Annotated in this window: 13 protein-coding genes and 1 pseudogene; 9 read left to right on the top strand and 5 right to left on the bottom strand. The window is 68.5% G+C overall.

The window, feature by feature from the left end; translation table 11 throughout:
* Positions 1 to 571: 571 nt before the first annotated feature.
* From AB0O15_RS32245 to AB0O15_RS32220, 6 genes are all read left to right on the top strand, one after another.
* Entirely contained in the window at positions 572 to 2,758 is a 2,187-nt protein-coding gene (locus tag AB0O15_RS32245; protein ID WP_364326276.1) for an MMPL family transporter, read from the top strand.
* Between the two features lie 59 nt (positions 2,759 to 2,817).
* Positions 2,818 to 3,312: a hypothetical protein gene (locus tag AB0O15_RS32240; protein ID WP_364326273.1), complete on the top strand. Its 495-nt coding sequence runs from the start codon at positions 2,818 to 2,820 to the stop codon at positions 3,310 to 3,312.
* 56 nt (positions 3,313 to 3,368) lie between these two features.
* Positions 3,369 to 5,354 carry a methyl-accepting chemotaxis protein gene (locus tag AB0O15_RS32235; RefSeq protein WP_364326271.1) on the top strand — a complete coding sequence of 662 codons (1,986 nt, stop codon included), beginning with the start codon at positions 3,369 to 3,371 and terminating at the stop codon, positions 5,352 to 5,354.
* Positions 5,355 to 5,490: 136 nt separating this feature from the next.
* Positions 5,491 to 5,703 carry a hypothetical protein gene (locus tag AB0O15_RS32230; protein ID WP_364326269.1) on the top strand — a complete coding sequence of 71 codons (213 nt, stop codon included), beginning with the start codon at positions 5,491 to 5,493 and terminating at the stop codon, positions 5,701 to 5,703.
* Between the two features lie 71 nt (positions 5,704 to 5,774).
* Positions 5,775 to 6,566, top strand: coding sequence for an HAD-IC family P-type ATPase (locus AB0O15_RS32225; RefSeq protein ID WP_364326267.1), 792 nt, complete (start codon positions 5,775 to 5,777; stop codon positions 6,564 to 6,566).
* Between the two features lie 782 nt (positions 6,567 to 7,348).
* Positions 7,349 to 7,903 carry a PASTA domain-containing protein gene (locus AB0O15_RS32220; protein WP_364326265.1) on the top strand — a complete coding sequence of 185 codons (555 nt, stop codon included), beginning with the start codon at positions 7,349 to 7,351 and terminating at the stop codon, positions 7,901 to 7,903.
* A 5-nt stretch (positions 7,904 to 7,908) separates the two neighbouring features.
* On the opposite strand, the gene AB0O15_RS32215 is transcribed toward AB0O15_RS32220, so the two are convergent.
* The 3 genes from AB0O15_RS32215 to AB0O15_RS32205 all read right to left on the bottom strand — a co-directional run bounded on the left by AB0O15_RS32215 (position 7,909) and on the right by AB0O15_RS32205 (position 10,946).
* Complete coding sequence (locus AB0O15_RS32215) at positions 7,909 to 8,889, bottom strand: PH domain-containing protein (protein ID WP_364326263.1); 981 nt, start codon at positions 8,887 to 8,889, stop codon at positions 7,909 to 7,911.
* On the bottom strand, positions 8,879 to 10,294 hold the full coding sequence (locus AB0O15_RS32210) for a hypothetical protein (RefSeq protein WP_364326261.1): 1,416 nt from the start codon (positions 10,292 to 10,294) through the stop codon (positions 8,879 to 8,881). Before AB0O15_RS32210 ends, AB0O15_RS32215 begins: the two co-directional genes overlap by 11 nt.
* A gap of 205 nt (positions 10,295 to 10,499) precedes the next feature.
* Positions 10,500 to 10,946: a DUF3592 domain-containing protein gene (locus AB0O15_RS32205; RefSeq protein ID WP_364326258.1), complete on the bottom strand. Its 447-nt coding sequence runs from the start codon at positions 10,944 to 10,946 to the stop codon at positions 10,500 to 10,502.
* A gap of 329 nt (positions 10,947 to 11,275) precedes the next feature.
* Here AB0O15_RS32205 and AB0O15_RS32200 point away from each other — a divergent pair, with 329 nt between their 5' ends.
* Both AB0O15_RS32200 and AB0O15_RS32195 read left to right on the top strand, forming a co-directional pair.
* The gene (locus AB0O15_RS32200) at positions 11,276 to 11,749 is read left to right on the top strand and encodes a DUF2231 domain-containing protein (RefSeq protein ID WP_364326255.1); all 474 of its coding nucleotides are present in this window, start codon (positions 11,276 to 11,278) and stop codon (positions 11,747 to 11,749) included.
* Positions 11,750 to 12,036: 287 nt separating this feature from the next.
* Positions 12,037 to 12,642 carry a VTT domain-containing protein gene (locus tag AB0O15_RS32195; protein ID WP_364326252.1) on the top strand — a complete coding sequence of 202 codons (606 nt, stop codon included), beginning with the start codon at positions 12,037 to 12,039 and terminating at the stop codon, positions 12,640 to 12,642.
* A 347-nt stretch (positions 12,643 to 12,989) separates the two neighbouring features.
* Here the strand turns inward: AB0O15_RS32195 and AB0O15_RS32190 are convergent, their stop codons facing one another.
* Both AB0O15_RS32190 and AB0O15_RS32185 read right to left on the bottom strand, forming a co-directional pair.
* Positions 12,990 to 14,429 (bottom strand): serine hydrolase domain-containing protein, encoded by a 1,440-nt coding sequence (locus tag AB0O15_RS32190; protein WP_364326249.1) that lies wholly within the window; start codon positions 14,427 to 14,429, stop codon positions 12,990 to 12,992.
* A gap of 109 nt (positions 14,430 to 14,538) precedes the next feature.
* Positions 14,539 to 15,768, bottom strand: a complete 1,230-nt coding sequence (locus AB0O15_RS32185; RefSeq protein WP_364326246.1) for a monooxygenase — start codon at positions 15,766 to 15,768, stop codon at positions 14,539 to 14,541.
* Between the two features lie 115 nt (positions 15,769 to 15,883).
* Between AB0O15_RS32185 and AB0O15_RS32180 the strand changes: the two are divergent.
* A pseudogene (locus AB0O15_RS32180) lies at positions 15,884 to 16,051 on the top strand (IS5/IS1182 family transposase); the annotation flags it as partial.
* Positions 16,052 to 16,096: the final 45 nt, after the last annotated feature.

Genomic DNA, 16,096 nt, shown 5'->3' with positions numbered 1-16,096 from the left:
GCGCAGCAACTGTGCGCTGAACCTTCTCGACTGCGGGCCGTGCCCCCGGAAGACATCGCCGTGTCGAGGACGAACCTGCCGACACGTGTTCCCGTTCGTCTCTACAACGGTGGTAGGTGGCATAGCGCCTCAGCCCGCCGCGCTACTACAGCGGTGGTAGCCCGCATTGTCCCCAGCTGGAGGACGCGCCGTACGGCTCGCACGACGACTGTTTGTCTGGCAGCGATCGAGGCCCAGCAAACTCGATGAACGGCGCGGCGCCCGACGCCGACTCGTCCCTCGAGTCTCCGGCCGCATCCCCGCCGTTGCGACCACCGGCCGCCACCTCACAGAACGGGAGTAATCCGTGAACCGAACACCGGCTGTGCCCTCCACGGGAACGACCGTCAGAGTCGCTCGTCCTGACAGTCCTCGTCGCCGTCATCGCATGGATCCGCCGTGACGGCCTGCTCGAGTTCATCGGACGACTACTCGGCGGCACGGTCACATCGGGTGGGCGCTGACCCACTCGCCGATTGTTCTCAACGATTCTTTTGATCGGTAACACCACATTCTAGGAGATTGATATCTGATGGCTGGCTTCCTGTATCGCGTGGGCCGGTTCTCGTTTCGCCGGCGTGGATTCGTTCTGGTGGGCTGGTTGCTGGCCGTAGGTCTGTCGGTCGGCGGGTTCATCATGTGGTCGGGCACGCCGACCAATGGCCTGGAGGTGCCGGGCACCGAGGCGCAGGTCGCGATCGACACCCTGCAACGGGAGTTCCCGCAGGCGGGAGGCGATGGCGCGTCGGCGCAGGTGGTGATCGCTGCGCCTGAGGGACAGAAGCTTGCCGATCCGGCGAACGCAGCGGCGGTGTCCGAGCTGGTGTCTCGTCTCGGTGGGTCGCCGCAGGTGGTGGACGTCGCACCGTTGGACGAACGATCGACCAGTCCGGACGGCCGATTCGGGATCATCGACGTTTCCTACGGTGTGGACGGTGATGAGCTCACCACCGCAGCGCAGGACGGTCTGACGGCGGCGCTGGAGGGCGCCCGCACGGCCGGGCTGGCCGCCGAAGCGGGCGGCAACGCCGTCGACGGCGGGCAACCCGAACTGGGTAACGCGGAGATCATCGGCGTGATCGTCGCGGCCCTGGTTCTCCTGCTGACGTTCGGTTCGATGGTGGCTGCCGGTCTGCCGCTGCTGACCGCCATCCTGGGTGTCGTGATCGGCTTCACGGGGATCGGCCTGGTGTCGGCAGTGGTCGACATGCCGTCGGCGGTGAGCACGCTCGCCTTGATGCTCGGCCTGGCGGTCGGGATCGACTATGCCTTGTTCATCACCTCGCGCTACCGGTCGGAGCTGGCGAAGGGTTATGACCCCGAAGAGGCCGCCGGCCGGGCGGTGGGGACGGCGGGTTCGGCGGTGGTCTTCGCCGGCCTGACGGTGATCATCGCACTGGTCGGACTGATGGTGGTCAACGTTCCGTTCCTGACCGTGATGGGCCTGGGCTCCGCGGGTGTGGTGGCCGTGGCCGTGTTGATCGCGCTGACGCTGCTGCCGGCGCTCCTCGGTTTCGCGGGTCGCCGGATTGTGGGCCGCCGCGCCCGCCGCGCCCCTGCTGTCGCGGCGGGTGAGCAGAAGATGACGCTGGGGCGTCGCTGGGTGATGCTGGTGCTGCGCCGTCCGGTGATCGCGATGGTGGCGGGCGTTGCTGTGCTGGGTATCGCGGCAATCCCGGCGATGGATCTGCGGCTGGGCCTGCCCGATGACGGCACGGCGGCGGTGGATTCGTCACCGCGCAAGGCGTACGACCTGACCGCGCAGGGGTTCGGGCCGGGCTACAACGGCCAGCTGACCATCGTGGTGGACGGCGCGGGCGCGGACGCGGATGCGGTCAGCGCGACGGTTGCCGCCCTGCCGGGGGTGGCCGGGGTGAGCCCGGCCCGAGCCTCCGAATCGGGCACGGTGTCGATCTTCCAGGTGATTCCCTCGACCGGCCCGAACGATCCGGCGACCACGGATCTGGTGAACGCGATCCGGTCGGCGACCTCAGATGTGCCCGGCGCAGAAGTTTCGGTCACCGGTATCACGGCGGTGAACATCGACGCGTCGGCGACGATCAGCGATTCGCTGTTGCCATATCTGGCTCTGATCGTCGGGCTGGCGTTCCTGTTGCTGTTGGTAGTCTTCCGGTCGATCCTGGTGCCGATCAAGGCGACGCTGGGCTTCCTGCTGACGATCGGGGCGACGTTCGGCACGATGGTCGCGGTGTTCCAGTGGGGCTGGCTCAACGGATTGCTCGGGGTGCCCGCAACCGGACCGATCGTGAGCATGATGCCGATCTTCATCATCGGGATCGCGTTCGGCCTCGCCATGGACTACGAGGTGTTCCTGGTGACCCGCATGCGGGAGGAACACGTCGCCGGCGCCGAACCGCGGGCCGCGATCATCGACGGGTTCTCCGCCAGCGCCAGGGTGGTGACCGCCGCCGCGGTCATCATGATCAGCATCTTCTCCGGGTTCATGCTCTCTCCGGACCTGCAGATCAAGATGCCCGGTCTCGGGCTGGCCACCGCGGTACTGGTCGACGCCTTCCTGGTCCGGATGACGATCGTGCCGGCTGTGCTCGCCCTGCTGGGACGATCGGCGTGGGCCCTGCCGGCCTGGCTCGACAAGATCCTGCCGAACCTCGACGTCGAGGGCAGCACCCTGCACACCTCCACTCCGCCCACCGTCGAGGAGGAGGACAACGCCCCGGCCGTCGAGCTCGCGCGATAGGCCTTCACGACAACCGGCTTGCCGCCCACGTTGCCGCCGAGCAGACGCTCGTCGGGGACGTGGGCAACCTTGCCCGCTTCGTCGGACCGGCGTCTCTGGTCACAGCGGCCTTCGTGGCCGCCATCTACGTCGTGGTGTACCAACTGGTAGACGTGGGCATCGGCCGCGGCGAAGTGCCTTCCAACGTCCTGCAGAGGTTCAGCGAATACACTGGCGTCGATGGCTCTGAGGCCGGATTCGCCGACGCGGCAGCCACCGTCACCGCGCAGACCGCGTTGTCGACCTTCACCGCCGTCACGGCGTTCATCCTGATCCTTTTCCTGGCGCCTCCGCGGCGTTTCTTCGCCGGCTGGACTCAGCCGGTCAAGGACACCCGCCCGGCCCGCCTTGTACTGTGCCTGTTCGCAGCATTCGCGCTCGTCCTGGCGTTCCCACCTGCCGCGCACTACTTCGCTCTCCTGCCGGCTGGTCACGATGGCGCACCTTCGTCGATCTCGGTGACTCGGAGCGGGTCTCGCCAATACCCGTACGGAGTCGCTGTCGCCGAAGGATGATCAGGTGGATCCGGGGCCGACTTTCCCTGCCCGGAGTCCTCCATGTGGGAGTCTGGATGCGATTGTGGCGTAACGCGAAGATTCGCATCAAGGTCATCGCGGGCCTGCTGGTGGCCACCGCGGGGCTCGCTTGCTTTGCCACCACACTGATCGTTGACAATCAGCGGCGGGCGGCCGAGTCGGCCGGCGCCGGACGACTGGCCGGCCTGTCGGTACGGATGGGCAACCTCCTGCACGAGACCCAGCGCGAGCGCGGCCGGACCGCCCAGTTCACCAGCTCCAAGGGCGCCGCGTCCGGCCCGGAGCTGAAGGCCCAGCAAGCAGCCACCGACGCACGGCTGGCCGACCTCACCACCTTCATCGGCGCCCAGGCCGGGGACGTATCGGCTGCGGTCCGGGCTTCCCTAGCCGACCTGCGCCGAACGCTGGCCGGCCTGGCCGGTCTGCGGTCGCGGGCCGCCGCGCTGCAGGCGCCCGGGCCGATCATCGCCGGGTACACCGCAATCAACCGCACCCTGCTCGACTCGATCGCGATCGCCGTCAGACAGAGCCGCGATCCCTCGATCAGCATTCGGCTCCAGGCATACCTGGCGCTGCTGAGCGCCAAGGAAGACACCGGGCTGGAGCGGGCCCAGCTCGCGACGGTGTTCACCACGGACGGGTTCGCACCCGGCCAGCAGGCGACCGTCGTCTCGCTCATCGCGTCGCAGCGCGCGTACCTCACCGTGTTCGAGCGGGCGGCCGGCCCCGAAGTCCTCCAGCGGTGGTCGGACATCCAGGTGTCCGACATCTTCGCCAAGGTCGCGGAGATGGAGAAGACCGCCCTCGACAAGGCGGCCACGGGCGGGTTCGGGGTGATCGCCGGCGACTGGTTCGACGTCGTCACCAAGAAGATCGACCTCTACAAAGGTTTGGAGAACTACCAGGCCGGCGCGATCCAGACGCTGGCCCACGCGGCCACGCGCGAGGCGAGCCGGACCGCGACCATGGTGATCGCCCTGACCGGCGTCCTGCTGACGCTGACCTTCGGAATGGCCGTCCTGGTGGTCATCTCGATCGCCCGGCCACTTCGCCAGGTGGCCGCCGTCGCCGAGAAGATGGCCACCGGCGACGTCTCTCAGGTGGTGGACTACGAATCCCGCGACGAACTGGGCCAGCTCGCGGAATCGTTCCGGCGTCTCGGCGCGTACATGCGCGAATCGGCGGAGTCGACGGCCGCCCTCGCCCACGGCGACCTCACCCGTACCGTCCAGCCGCACGGCGACCGCGACCTGCTCGGCAACGCGATGCGCGACACCGTCGCCCGCCTCAACTCGACCGTGGGTCAGATCCACGCCTGCGGCGCGGAGCTGTCCCACTCCTCCAAACAACTGCTCGGCGGCAACGCGGTGCTCGTCGAGAACTCCCACGGCACCGCGGCCAAGGCCGACTCCGTATCGGTGGCCAGCGAGGAGCTGATCGCCAGCATCGCCGAGATCTCGCGCAGCACCAGTCACGCGGCCGGCGTGGCCGTCGACGCCGTGACCACCGCCGCACGCGCCGGTGAGGTGATCGCCACGTTGTCGGATGCGAGCGACAAGATTAACGGCGTGGTGGGGCTGATCCAGGCGATCGCCTCCCAGACGAACCTCTTGGCTCTGAACGCGACAATCGAAGCCGCCCGTGCCGGCGACGCGGGTAAGGGCTTCGGCGTGGTCGCCGGGGAGGTAAAGGAGCTGGCGCAGCAGACCGCGCAGGCGACGACGGCCATCACCAGCCACGTCGAGAGCATCCAGGCCGGCTCCTCGGCCGCCGCGGCGGCGGTGTCCCAGATCGTGGAGATCGTCCAGCAGGTCAACGACATCACGACAACGATCGCCAGCGCGGTCGACGAGCAGACCGCCACGACCGCCGAGATCTCCCGGAGTGTGGCCGCCGTGGCCGACGCCGCCGGCACGATGACAAAGGTCACCACCGACTCGGCCGAGTCGGCCCGCACGCTCGCGGCGACGGCGGACACCCTGCACGGGCTGGTCGCGGAGTTCACGATCCAGCCGGCCTGACCGCCGGGCCCGCGGCGGCGCGAGAATACCGATCCATCCCGCCATGCGCGGGCGAAGGCCGGCGGCCGGACCGCCGCGCCGGAACTGCCGGTTCGCCGAGGCGTTGCCGAACAGGAAGTCACCGCCCTGACCGCCGGTGAGGTTCTCCACGTCGCCGCCGACGTTGTCGCGCTCCAGAAACGCGCCGTCGTCCACGCGGTCGTCCGGGGTCACGGCGACCGCGACCGTCCGCAGGCTGTACGACACGCCGTCCGTCCCGTCGCCGCCGAACATCACGTCGGCGCCGTCGGCGGCCGGCTCGGCGATGAACTGGTCGTTCGCGACCACCGCGCCGCTTCTTCGACGCTAGGAAGGTCCGTGCCGACTCGCATGACGCGTTCCGGATGAATCGCCGGTGCGATCCTCGACGCGGTCGCGAGCGTGGACACCGACCTGGGTGACCGCGCCGACATGGCATACATGAACACGAACGTCACCCGCGGGTCGGGTGAGCTGGTCGTCACGGCGACGGGTATGACCACCGAGGTGGGCCGCATCTCGGGCATGCTGCACGGGGAGAAGGACGCCGAGACGCCGTTGACCCGGCAGTTGAGCAGGCTGACCAACCAGATCCTGGTCGTCGCGGGCATCGCCCTGCTGGCCTCCGTGCTGATCAACCTCGCCCGGGGCAACTCGTTCAACGTGGTCTTCGCCGCGGCCGTCGCATTCGCGATCTCGGCGATCCCGACCGGTCTGCCGGCGGTGGTAACGACGATCCTGTCGCTCGGCACCCAGCTGCTCGCCCAGTCGAACGCCATCGTGAAGCGGCTGCGGTCGACCGAGACGCTCGGCTCGACCTCGGCCATCAACTCCGACAAGACTGGGACGCTGACCCTCAACCAGATGACGGCGACCGAGATGACCGTCCCTGGGCGGCGGTACGTGGTCTCCGGCGGCGGATACGCCACGGAAGGCGTCATCAAACGGGTCGCCGGGGAACCGGACGTGCCGCTCGAGCAGTTCCTGCTGCCCATGGTGCTCGCCTCGGACGCCGTTGTCGGCGACGGACGACTCATCGGCGACCCCACCGAGGGCGCGCTCGTGGTTCTGGCCGAGAAGGGCGGACTGGACTCCGGCGCGACCCGTGAGCGGTATCCGCGGATCGCCGAGCTGCCGGTTCCCGCAGGGCCGGGCGGCCGGGATCGTCCGGCGAGCTGGCGGCGAGCGTGGTGACGAGCTGTTCCGGAGTAAGAGCAGCGATCATGTCTCGACGGTCCCGGTTCCGGGCCGCAGCGGCGTTATCCGCCGCGAATGAGCGACCGGCGAGGCACAAAAGGCGGCGGTCGCCCGCATCGTCTTCGCACTACGCCGATCCAGCCTCAACCCCCGGAACCAGCCGGACAGCGGCTCCAGCGGCGTCATCGACTCCGACAACACGATCGGTGTACCCGCCGCCGGCCACCAACGCGCCAACGACCCGGCCAACTCCGACCCACCCAAACCCGCAACAGCGCCGACCCGATGGACCTTCGGCGCGTCAGCGAAGAACAATTACATCGGAACCCCGCGAGCGATCGACGAGCATGCCAATCACTCAACGGTCGAGGGCCGAGACCGACCGATACGCGTCGATCAGCTGAGACACGTAAGTGTCTCCGGAGAACCGTCCCATTTCGGCTCGAACACCAGCCGACGGTGCTGCTGCTTGGCGGGAGTTCCCGCGCGGAAACCGCCCGCATCGGCTCGACAGGCCACCGCAACACCACAACCCTCCGTTCCTGCTCGGCAGGTCGACGGTAGGCAGACAGGAGTGGCTTATGGCTGTGCAGACGCCGGATTTGTCCAGCGCGCCAAGACGGCCAAACAGCGAACCAGGAACAGACTGCGCGGCCGGTCGGAAACCACGCGGACTCCGGATCAACGGGCGGAGTAAATGACACCGCTGTAATTGGTTGTGCGAGACCCTCTAGTCCGTTCACGGTTTCTAGCCGGTACAGGCGGAGTACCGTCCAATCATGGATTCGGAGCGTGGCGGGACGAACCGCTCCCTGCCGGCGCTGGTTCTGCTGGCGGTAACGGTTGCGGCCGGGTTCTGGGCGCACGACCGGTTCACCAGCCCGGCTGCGATACGGTTCGTGGATCGCGCGGCGCCGGCGCCGCTGGTGCCTGCTGGGTCCGCGGTCCCGAGCGCATCACCGACACCACCCAACAGCAGCACCCCTCGCACCGCAGCACCCACCTTGACGCGTGAGCCGGAGCGTCGCGACACCCCTCGGGAGCCACGACGCAGCCGCTCCCATCCGGCCACCAGCTCGCCGCCCCCGGTCGAACAGGTCACCATTCCCGTGGCCGTGGGCCTCGCCGAGGAAGAGTTGCGAAACGCGTTGACCCGGCGAGGCTTGGGGTGGGAGATTGTCTATGTTGCGGCTACCGAGCCGCCTGGAACGGTCGTAACCGTGGATCCCGCCGAGGGCGAGCGGATCGAGACGGGCGGCGTCGTGAAGGTGTCGGTCTCGACTGGGGAGCCGGTGACTGCGAGCCCGGACCCCACTGGCGGCGACACGGACTGACCGCGTCAGACGAAGCGGTCTTTCAATGCGCGACGTTCGCGCAGGATCTGCCGCGTCAGGTAGGCGACGGCCTCGTCCGCTTGGCCGCGGACGCCGAACCCGGCGAGCTTGAGCTGTCCCCACGTGCCTGCTTTCTGGTACTGGAAGAAGAATCCGAGCGAGCGGGCGGGTAGCCGTTCGGACTCGATGACCACGGTCGCGGTGCCGGTCAGGGTTTGCCACGGATCACTGGTCAGATAGACCGGACGCTCTACGTCGTAGAGCCAGATGCCGCGCTGCACTCGGAACAGGACGCCGGCCTGCACCTCGACGCGCCGCTCGTACACGGTGTAGCGGGTGGTCCACCAGCGTAGCCACGCGTACGTCATACCGAGCAGCAGCGCTGACGGCCACGCCGCCCACGCCAGACGCTGCAATTGGCCCAGCCACATCCCATGCTGGGCGTCGCTGCCCTCGGTCCACACGACTACCACAGTGAAAATGCCAGCGATGATCAGCGTGCGGAGCCCGCCGCCGCCGATCGGAGGCAGGCTCCACCAGACCGGCCGGCGGGCCCACTTCACCTCGCCGGGTGACTGCCGCAGCTCTTCATCGGTGAGGTCCTTCTTCGCCAGCACGTCCGCGACCGACGAGGGTAACGGCCGCTCACCCGGATCCTGGGCCGCCGGCTCCAGGCCGGTCGCGGCGGCGGCCGGGGCGGCGGCGACTGGTTCGGCGGTTCGGCGGCGTTCGACGTCCGCCAGCGCGGCGAACGCGTCGGCCTTGACCGTGGGATCAGTCAGGGCGGCCTGCAGATAGAACTGCGCGCCGTCGAGCAGGCCACGGCGCAGGAACATCGCGCCCAGAGCCAGGTTGGCCGGGCCAGCCAACGGACCGCCGCGCAGTTGCCGGTACAACGCGGCCGCGCCGTCCGGATCGGTGTTCTGGATCTGCCGCGCCCGGGCGAGGACCTGTTCGTCGCTGAGCGCTTCCTGTTCAGTAGCCACAGTCATCGACCTCGTGTTTCGCCGCTTGCTCCTGTTTGCCGGAAATCTGATCCGTGTGTCCGTAGGGGTTACCGTCCACCAGATCGGTGTAGTGGCCGTGCGCCTCGGCTCCGACGGCCTGCTTCTGGTGGAAGTGCTCGCCAACCGGATCCGGATGGGTCTCGGAGTGAGTGGACAGGACGATGTCGGCGTGTGGGTCATGCTCACCCAGCAGCACCTTGTGGTGAGGGTCGGAGTAGTCCTTCGCCGGCGCTGGATCTTCCTGGACCGGCGGCAATGCCGTGTCCGGGACGCCCGCCACGGGCGGATACACGCCCGAATCGGCATACCCGCCCGTGTGCATGATGTCAGGTGCCCCCGCCGGAACCGTGGCATCCAAGTCGGCCGGCGGAGGGACCTCGATCCGCAGGTCCGGGCGAGCATAGCCGGCCGCGTCGCTGTCGGCGGGACGCTGCGTGAGCAGGGCAAGGACGTCGGCGTCGGGAGCGGGCCCGATCACCACGTTCGGGTCAGGGACGGTGATTCCGGCAGGAGCACCGTCGCTGGACACCGCGACCCACCGGCCGTCGACCTGCTGCTGAAAGGTGACGGAGAACGGACCGTGGTTGTCAACGCCCTGCGGATGCTGGTACTCACTGCCGGGGCCGGGTGGATGCTGGGCTTCGTACCACAGGACGACCTCGCCGCTGGCCTGCCCCGCCTGGAACTCTCGCCGAATCGTGTCCCGCCATACCGGGATGTTCATGTCATCGGCGGTGCGCTGCTTGTTTTCGAGGTCGATGCGGGCTGTTCCAGTCAGCACCCGGGCGGCCCGTTCCAGCCCGTGCGACGGCTCATCACGCGACACGAACCCGTTTTCGCGCATCTCCCGCTCTTGACGGAACAACTCGAGCGCCACCCCGACCCCAAAACCGGCGACGCTGCCCAGACCGGCCCGGCGCGAGATCGTTGCGCTCAGCTCGCTCACTTCCGCCGCCAGATTGACGCCACGTGGTCTGCCCTCGGCCAGCTCGACGAGCTGTATGGCCCGGCGCCGGCCCGCCAGCTCAAGGCGGCAGTCCACGCAAATTACTCGGGACACCGCACCGGCCAACACCCGTCGCGCCTGCAGGATGAGCTGCTCGGCGTGCCAGGCAGCGCCTTGCGTGCCTATCCGCTGCCGGCTGGTGACGTCCGGTGTCGGATCCCACCGGCTCAACCCCATACGGTCGGCCTCCCGGATCAGCCACGGATGCGACCAGTTGTCGTTCACCGAGTACAGGAGCGAGTCGTAGCCGCGGGAAACCCGGACATGAAAGACGCCCATCGTCTTCCAGCCGGTCAAACTCTGCCGCACATCGGTAGGCGCCCGATGCAACAGCTCCTGCAAGATTTCGGCGAGGTGATAAGGATCCGGCGGTGCCATGGTCTTCGCCCGTCGACGTCAGTCCCTGCGAGGATCTTGAGAGTACGAGCTAGCGGTCGCCATCGGCGCCCAATTCACAAAAATCAAACCTCGGAGCATTGCTGTGCGGCGCCGGTCGCCGCTACGGGGTAGCAGGACGCGATCTGCGCCGGACTGGCGGCGGCCGGCACCCGCGCGGCCGCCTTCTAACTCGGCCGGCTACCGATCACGTCGTCGCGGGCCGGCTCCGGCGGATGACCACCTTGTAGAACCCGAAGCCGGCCGCTCCGATGACGAGGGCCGCCAGGAACGTCCAGAAGACGGAGGCGTCGGTCCAGCCGTGCCAGCCGCGCACCACCCTGGCACCCTGCGGATTGCTCTCCTGGTAGGAGATGGTGACGGTGCTGCCGATCTCCGGAGGTTGGTTGGCGGACACCATGTCGGTGAAGGTAACGGTCCGGCCGGACGTGGTGGTGAACTCGTACGTGGGCCGGTACGAGGTCGACGCGGGTTGCCGGGCCCGGCTGGTGAGCTCTTCGGCGACGCTGACGACCCGTGCGGTGCCGGTGGTGCCGCCGGGATAGGCGGTCTGCTCGACACGGGCTTGCAGACCGACCCACAGGGCGCCGCCACCGCAGCAGAGGATCACAACGGCCAGAACGATACCGATCACTGTTCGCACCCCGTCACCGTAGGCACGGCGCCGCGAGGGGTACTCGGACGCCGAGAAACGGCACCAGCGCGCACTCGAGTTGTTCCGCGCGGTCGGTGATCGACGGCACCTGGTTCGGCCAACCGGCTGAGCGCCGTATTAACGGTCGTCTCAGGTTCACCCGGTACGAAGTAGACGTCAGACAAGCGACGTAACCGTATGTAGAGGCTATTGATGGCAGTCAACGCAGAGCCGTCCGGGAAAGCGCCGGCCGGTCGGTTGGCAGGCCTGTTCGCGGCGCCCGGCCGGCTCTCGGCCGGTCGCCCGGCCCATGATCAAGGAGGCGCTCCGTGTTCGACCAGGTGAACGGCCTGCCGGTGCACGCTCTCGTGCTGCACGCCGCCGTCGTGTTCGTGCCGCTGCTGGCGCTCGGGGCCATCGTGTACGCCCTGGTCGGACTGTGGCGCGCCAAGATCGGCTGGGCGGTTCTGCTGCTCGCCGTGATAGCGCCGATCACCGCGTTGGTCGCCATGCTGTCCGGCAACAAACTGCATGAGCGGCTGCTCGAGCAGGGCCTCAAGGGGCGCGGTGCGGAGATCATCAACGATCACATGGGCTTCGGTACGAGGACGTTCTCGTTCTCGCTGGCCCTGGGTGTGGTCACGCTGGTCCTGGTCCTGGCCACCCAGCGCCGGCCCGGTTCGCTGTCGCGGGTGGTCGACCTGGTGCTGGCCGTGGTGACGGTGGCGCTGGCCGCGATCACCGGCTATTACGTTTACCGGACTGGTGACTCGGGCGCCACGGCGGTCTGGGGCCAGTACTAGCTCGATCTTTAACCTATGCGGCGGGGCCTCAGGGGCGTTGATTTCTTTCGGTGGCTGCTCAGCCGCGGTTCTGCTGCCGTCGGCCCCTGACCTTCCGCTATCCCACATGAGCTGACCGCGGTGCCTGGCATCCGTCCCGACGTCCGCTTCCCAGCAGGCCGGTTCGCGCCCACGACATCGCCTACCCGCCGTAGTGGCTCCTCATCCGCCATCGGCGGTTCCGGACATCGTCGGCACCTGCATGAGCCGGACGACCGACGTCAGCAGCACGTAGGAGAAGAACGACGATGCTCGACCACCTGACACCGCTGCTCTCCTCGCCCTGGCTCTACGTCATCGTCTTCGCGGCCATGGCCATCGACGGGTTCATCCCGGTCGTGCCGACCGACGTCGCCGTCATCGGCCTGGGCGCGCTGTCGGCGACCGGCTCGCCGAACCTTGTCGCCCTGGCCGCCGCCGTGGTGGCCGGCGGGATCGCCGGCGACCAGGTCTCGTACCTGCTCGGTCGGAAGGCCGGCGGCCGGGTCACCGACGGCAAGCTCGCGGTGGTCAAGAAGAAGGCGGAGCGTGCGCTGATGCGGTACGGCGGAGTAGTGATCCTGGTCGGCCGGTTCCTGCCGTACGGGCGTACCGCCACCGCCCTGACGGCGGGCTCGACGTCCGTTCCGCTGAGCCGGTTCCGGCTCTTCACCGCGCTGGCGAGCGTGGCCTGGGCGGCGTATGCGATCGGCGTGGGCCGACTGGGCGGGGCGACCTTCGCCGGCTCGCCGTTGCTGGGCGCCGGCTGCGCGATGGTGCTCGGTGCGATCCTGGCCGCCATGTTCGCCTTGGGAGAGAAATGGAGCGGCGGCGCGAAGGTCACCGCGGGAAGCTGTCTCCCTCGTCAAGACTGAGGCAGCACGTGAAGCAGGGCCGCGTCGCCCTGCGCGAGACCACCTCACCCGCGCCGGACTGACCCACCCGGAACCGACGCGGCGGAGAAGCGTGCTGCCCTCCACGTCGGCGATGGTCGCGATGTCGCCGTCGGCACAAGCTCACCCCGTACATCGGGGGCCGAGGGTCATGGCCTGAACACCGAGATCATGCGTCACCACGCCGCCGCTGCCCGGCTGTGGGGTCCACAGCCGGGCAGAGAGGCGCCGAAAGGGTTCTAGGTTCCACGTGCTGTTCAAGCGGACAGGGGGTGGAGAGGGCGGGAGATGCCACGGCCTCGGCCGCCTTCCGGTCGACCGATCCAGGTTCAGCTGGTGAGCGATCGAGTCACGGTGGGGGGAACCGGGCGATTGAGCATCCGGCAGGTGAGGGCGGTGTCGGCGGCGGATACGACCTGGGCGTAGCGGGTTTGGCCTCCGGGTGTCGCGGTGATGCCGGGGGTGGCGGTTATATCGGCGACGGCGGTGCGTTTGCCGTCCTCGGTGGCGGTGGCTCTGGTCTGATGGCCTCTGGTGGTGCCGGCGTGGGCCCAGACGGTGCCGCACACCGTGTCGAGACGGAACAGGCCGAGGCCGTAGCCGCCCTGAACCCCGACCTCGTCCGGGAGTGGGACTGTGGTCTTCATCTGGGTCAGCGCCGCCGATGAGAACAGCCGGCCACGCAGCACCGCGGACAGGAAGCGGGACACCTCGTCGGGGGTGGAGATGATTGCGCCGCCGGCTCCGGCCCAACCGCCGAGCGGCCGGTCGGACACGTCTACATAGGTGGGAGCGGGATCGCCGAACGAGACGGAATAGCCGTGGGCGTACCCGGGGCCGGTAATTCTGGCGTACGGGTCGGGGTAGTAGGTACGCGTGAGGCCGAGAGGGACGGCGATGTGCCGGCGAACGAGGTCAGGCATGGTCCTGCCGGTCACCTTCCGCAGCAGCATACCGAGCAGGATGTAATTGGTGTTGGAGTAGCTCCAACCTTGCCCGGGTGGGAACTCGGGCCCATGGGCGAAGGCGATGTCGAGCAGTTCCCGCTCGGTGGCAACGTGATAGGGGTCTTGTTCCATCCGGGTGAAGTAGCCGGGGTCAGCGACGTACTGGAACAGGCCGCTGGTGTGGTTGAGCAGCATCCGCACCGTGATCTCGCTGCCGCCGGGCACGACGCCTGGCAGGTAACGATCGATGGGAGCGTCGAGGTCGACTCGCCCGCGGTCGACCTGTTGCAGCACGAGCGTTGCGGTGAAAGCCTTGGTGACGCTGCCGATCTCGAATTGATCGCGGCCGGTCATCGGTCGTCCGGTGGCCCGGTCCGCCACCCCCGCGGCGGTGACGGTTGTGCGTCGGCCGTCGTCGACTCGTGCGGCATATCCGGGCACCCCGCTGTCCAGCACCTGGCTGGCGACGTCGCGCATGGTGGGATCAGGGGACGGCCCGGCGGCGGGTGCGGGAGTCGTGCCGGCGCCGACAAGTGTGGCAGCGACGGTCAGCGCGAGGGCAGCGCGCCCGAAGCGGGGGAGAGTCGCCGCCTTCGTGGCGCGGGGCGTGAGAACAGCGGGCATGGCATCCGTTCCTTCGCGGCAAGGGTGGGTGGCGGTGGGCACCGAGATCGCCACTTCCGGCGGCATCCGGCCTCCCTCGTGGACACCCACGCGATCTGGACTGAGTTCTACGGACTCTTGGTTGTTGCTTCCGGCGGAATAGTTCCGACCGATCTGCGCCGACCTGAGTCGTTGTCGCGCCGGCGTCTCCCACGTCACCGACCGACCGCCACGACGCCGCACGGGGTGTGAGTTCAGTGCGGACGTGTGTGAGCTCAGAGCTGTCTTTCAGTCAGCCTCAGTGAGCTCACACACGTTCGACGCTTCGTCAGGACGCGCGAGGGGAGACCGCCATGATGCCGATGCACATCTCGTCGCTGGTGCCGTCGCCCCACACTACGTAGCGCGGCGGCAGCTTCTTCAGCTGCGGCACTTGCTTGCGCAGCCCCGCGTCGTGCGTACACGTCGTCCGCAGCGTGTCCCCCGGACCAACCTCCACCGGCGCCGGCAGCTTCACCAGCCGCTGGTTGTCGAAGTCGAACTGCGGCACGTCCAGCACCACCTTGGCCTTCGGCGTGCCCGGGTTGAGTTCGACCTTCAAGGCCCGCCCGAGCATGTGCATGTGGCCGAAACCGGCGAACAGCGTCGCCGGCGCCTCCACCTCGTGGTCGCAGGTCTGGGTGTTACCGGGCTTCGGCTTACCCCCGCTGCACTCCTCCACCTGCTCGTCCGCCATTCCGCCGACGTCCGCCCCGAACCGCTTCGTCACGTCCGCGATCGAGGCCGCCCGGTCGCAGAGCGGACCCGACTCGTCGGTGGCGCAGGGCAGCTCCGTCGGCGCGTCGAGCGACCACGTCTCGAGTTCCCGGGTCTTCGGCGTGCCGTCGGTCAACCGCAGCCGCACCGCCGTGCGGTCCGACCCGCCCGGCTTGCCGTCGGTCGCGAGCAGGTTGTAGTGCATCTGGAGAACGACCAGGCCGCCCGGCTCCAGCTTGAAGCCGACGTCCTGGTCGAGCAGCGTCTCCGTGGCGCCCGGCGCCCAGGTGTCCACCCACGCCGCGCCCGGTTCGTCGTCCTCCACGTCGGCGCCCTTCACGCCGGTCCCGCCGAAACACTGCCAGCCGATACCGGGGGTCTTCGCGTCGTGCTCGCGCACCAGGGCAGCTTTGTCCGGCCGCACCGCGTACACGATGGCGTGGTGCGCGAGGGCGATGTTCTCCGGCATGACCTGGGTCCCGGTCAGGAACTGTGCCTTGGTCAGGCCCGGATCGATCACCTGGCACCGGTACTCGTCCGTGCCGCCACCCTCCGGCGGTGCGGGCGTGTACGCCTCGGGCATCTTCAGATCGACGAACCGCTCGCCGGCGCGCAGCGGCTGCGGTGGGCCCACCGACGCGCCCGCGTGCGCGCCGTGCGAGCCGGCCGCGGGAGGCGCGGCGGGCGCCGCACTGTTGTCGGCGTCCGACCCGCAGGCGGCGACAGCGAACGCCGTCGCCAGCGCCATGGCGGCCGCCCCGAACCTCCACGCTTGCCCGGACGGCTCTGCATGTATTGCCATCAATAAACTCCTACATATGGGTTACATCGCTTATCTGACGCAGTTCATACCGAGCGAACCTTAGATAACCGTTAATGCGGCGCTGCCGCTTGGAACTCCTAACTCAATCGGGTGCATCGCCCGTCGCGGCGCCGAGCACGGGTCCGGGCTGGGCAGGCTGCGCTGGGTCGTCGAGCAGAGCTTCGCTCTGCTGCACTGGCTCCGCCGCCCACGCATCCGCCGGGAGATCCGCGCCGACATCCACGAAACCCTGCTCAAACTCGGCTGCGCTCTTATCTGCTGGCGCCGCCGACCCGCTCGACCGGCCTGCGGGCGACTCCCGGATCGG

Source organism: Actinoplanes sp. NPDC089786 (assembly GCF_040684855.1).
GTDB lineage: Bacteria > Actinomycetota > Actinomycetes > Mycobacteriales > Micromonosporaceae > Actinoplanes.
The sequence above is the reverse complement of the archived record's forward strand: the minus strand, read 5'-3'. Positions and strand labels throughout refer to the sequence as shown.

Bases quoted from the DNA above. Each gene is read 5' to 3' on its own strand.
- AB0O15_RS32235 (WP_364326271.1), top strand. From the start codon at position 3,369: ATGCGATTGTGGCGTAACGCGAAGATTCGCATCAAGGTCATCGCGGGC.
- AB0O15_RS32195 (WP_364326252.1), top strand. From the start codon at position 12,037: ATGCTCGACCACCTGACACCGCTGCTCTCCTCGCCCTGGCTCTACGTC.
- AB0O15_RS32185 (WP_364326246.1), bottom strand. From the start codon at position 15,768: ATGGCAATACATGCAGAGCCGTCCGGGCAAGCGTGGAGGTTCGGGGCG.
- AB0O15_RS32245 (WP_364326276.1), top strand. From the start codon at position 572: ATGGCTGGCTTCCTGTATCGCGTGGGCCGGTTCTCGTTTCGCCGGCGT.
- AB0O15_RS32210 (WP_364326261.1), bottom strand. From the start codon at position 10,294: ATGGCACCGCCGGATCCTTATCACCTCGCCGAAATCTTGCAGGAGCTG.
- AB0O15_RS32220 (WP_364326265.1), top strand. From the start codon at position 7,349: ATGGATTCGGAGCGTGGCGGGACGAACCGCTCCCTGCCGGCGCTGGTT.